The organism is Streptomyces sp. NPDC059524, from assembly GCF_042749255.1.
Classification (GTDB): Bacteria; Actinomycetota; Actinomycetes; order Streptomycetales; family Streptomycetaceae; genus Streptomyces; species Streptomyces xanthii.
In genome coordinates, this window is sequence record NZ_JBHYTK010000149.1 from 17,820 (window position 1) to 19,908 (window position 2,089).

Sequence of the window (2,089 nt, forward strand, 5' to 3'; positions counted from 1 at the left end):
CCCCCCAACCACCCCCCCCGCCCCCGGGCGCTGGGCGAGGACCACCCTCAGGTCCCCACCACCCCCCCCAACCACCCCCCCCGCCCCAACTCCGCGCCACGCCGGGCGGGGCTCCCGACTCGCCGGAGGTCCCCCCAGAACGGATGCACCGCATTCGTCGGACGCGGGGAAGCGCGTGGCCGGCCTCAGCCGTTGCGGGGGCCGGGGAAGACTCCGGGGCGGGGCTCGTCGCGGAGCCCCGCGCTGCCCGCGGTCGGCTGCGTCGGCATGGACCGCGCGGCCGGCACCGAGGGCAGCGGGCCCGCCCCGAGCGGCAGCGGCGGCCGGGCCGAGGTGTCACCGGCCCGCTCGGCGTCGGCGGCGGCCTGCGCGGCCGCCCGGCGCGCCCCGTACCGGCGGTGCACCGCCTGCTTGGTCACGCCGAGCGCGGAGCCCACCGCGTCCCACGAGAAACCCAGGGAGCGGTCGAAGTCCACTGCGGCGGTCACCAGGGTCTCGACGCTGTCGCGCAGCTCCTGGGCCAGACGGACGGTCGGGGCGGGGGCCCGCCCGTAGACGACGAAGCCGGCGGAGGGGCCGGAGCGGCGCGGACGGTAGACGTTGCCGAGCTGTGCGGTGAGGGTGCGCAGTGCGTCCACCTGCCGCCGGACCCGCTCGATGTCCCGCACAAGGAGGTGCAGGCTGGCCCGTGCCTGGGCGTCATGGGTTGCGTGGTCGGCCATTTACAAGCCTCTCGAACCGGCGATGAAGAAGGATCGGGCCGAGCTCACGCCGAACGGCGATTCAGGCGACTCACCGGTGACGATCGCGAGTGATCCCGGCCCGTGGATTGGTCAACTCTTTCTTGACCAACGCGCCATCCGGTGAGGGGTCACGCTGTTCCGGCGTATCCGCATATGCGCGGGGCGCACGGCGGGACGTGCGCCCCATGCGCGGGCGTCACCCGCCGCCCATAGACTGGTGTGTCGCCCGTGACCCTGCCCCGAGAGGCCGTTAGCCACCGATGAAGCTCGTCTTCGCCGGCACCCCCGAGGTCGCCGTTCCCGCTCTGGACGCCCTGATCGCCTCCGACCGGCACGAGGTCGCCGCCGTCGTGACCCGGCCCGACGCCCCTGCCGGGCGCGGCCGTCACATGGTCGCGAGCCCCGTCGCCGAGCGCGCCGCCGAGGCCGGCATCGAGGTGCTCAAGCCGGTCCGGCCCCGCGACGAGGACTTCCTGGCCCGGCTGCGCGAGATCGCGCCGGACTGCTGCCCCGTCGTCGCCTACGGCGCGCTGCTGCCCAAGGTCGCCCTCGACGTGCCCGCCCGCGGCTGGGTCAACCTGCACTTCTCGCTGCTGCCCGCCTGGCGCGGTGCCGCGCCCGTCCAGCACGCGCTGATGGCCGGCGACGAGATCACCGGCGCGTCCACCTTCCTCATCGAGGAGGGGCTCGACTCGGGCCCGGTGTACGGCACGGTGACCGAGGCGATCCGGCCCGCCGACACCAGCGGTGACCTGCTGACCCGGCTCGCCTTCGCGGGGGCGGGGCTGCTGGCCGCGACCATGGACGGCATCGAGGACGGCACGCTGACGGCCGTTCCGCAGCCGGCCGACGGGATCTCGCTCGCCCCGAAGATCACGGTGGAGGACGCGCGGATCGACTGGGCGGCGCCCGCGCTCCGCGTCGACCGGGTGGTGCGCGGATGCACTCCCGCGCCGGGGGCCTGGACGGAGTTCCGCGGCGAGCGGCTCAAGGTGCGGTCGGCCGTGCCGGTGCCGGACCGCACGGATCTGGCGCCGGGTGAGCTGAGCGTCGGCAAGAAGAACCTGTACGTCGGGACGGGGTCGTACGCGGTCGAACTTCTCTGGGTCCAGGCCCAGGGCAAGAAGCCGATGGCTGCCGCGGATTGGGCCCGGGGTGTGCGGATCGCCGAGGGCGAGCGGCTGGGCTGATCCGGCTTCCGGCTCGGCCGGTCCGGTTCGTCGCCGGGTGCGGGTGCGTGGGGGCTGGTCGCGCAGTTCCCCGCGCCCCTGGAAGGCTGCGGCTTCGCCGCGCCTTCCCCAGATGAAAGGCGCCCCGCACCTTGATCGGGGAAATGCGGCGCGCAG

2 protein-coding genes are annotated in these 2,089 nt (G+C 74.9%); one reads left to right on the forward strand and one right to left on the reverse strand.

Annotated features, from left to right (window positions below; genetic code table 11):
- Positions 1 to 185: 185 nt before the first annotated feature.
- Positions 186 to 722 (reverse strand): hypothetical protein, encoded by a 537-nt coding sequence (locus ACFW9D_RS30895; RefSeq protein WP_188340039.1) that lies wholly within the window; start codon positions 720 to 722, stop codon positions 186 to 188.
- Positions 723 to 1,003: 281 nt separating this feature from the next.
- On the opposite strand from ACFW9D_RS30895, the gene fmt reads away from it, so the two are divergent.
- Positions 1,004 to 1,933 carry a methionyl-tRNA formyltransferase gene (fmt, locus tag ACFW9D_RS30900; protein WP_188340040.1) on the forward strand — a complete coding sequence of 310 codons (930 nt, stop codon included), beginning with the start codon at positions 1,004 to 1,006 and terminating at the stop codon, positions 1,931 to 1,933.
- Positions 1,934 to 2,089 lie beyond the last annotated feature (156 nt).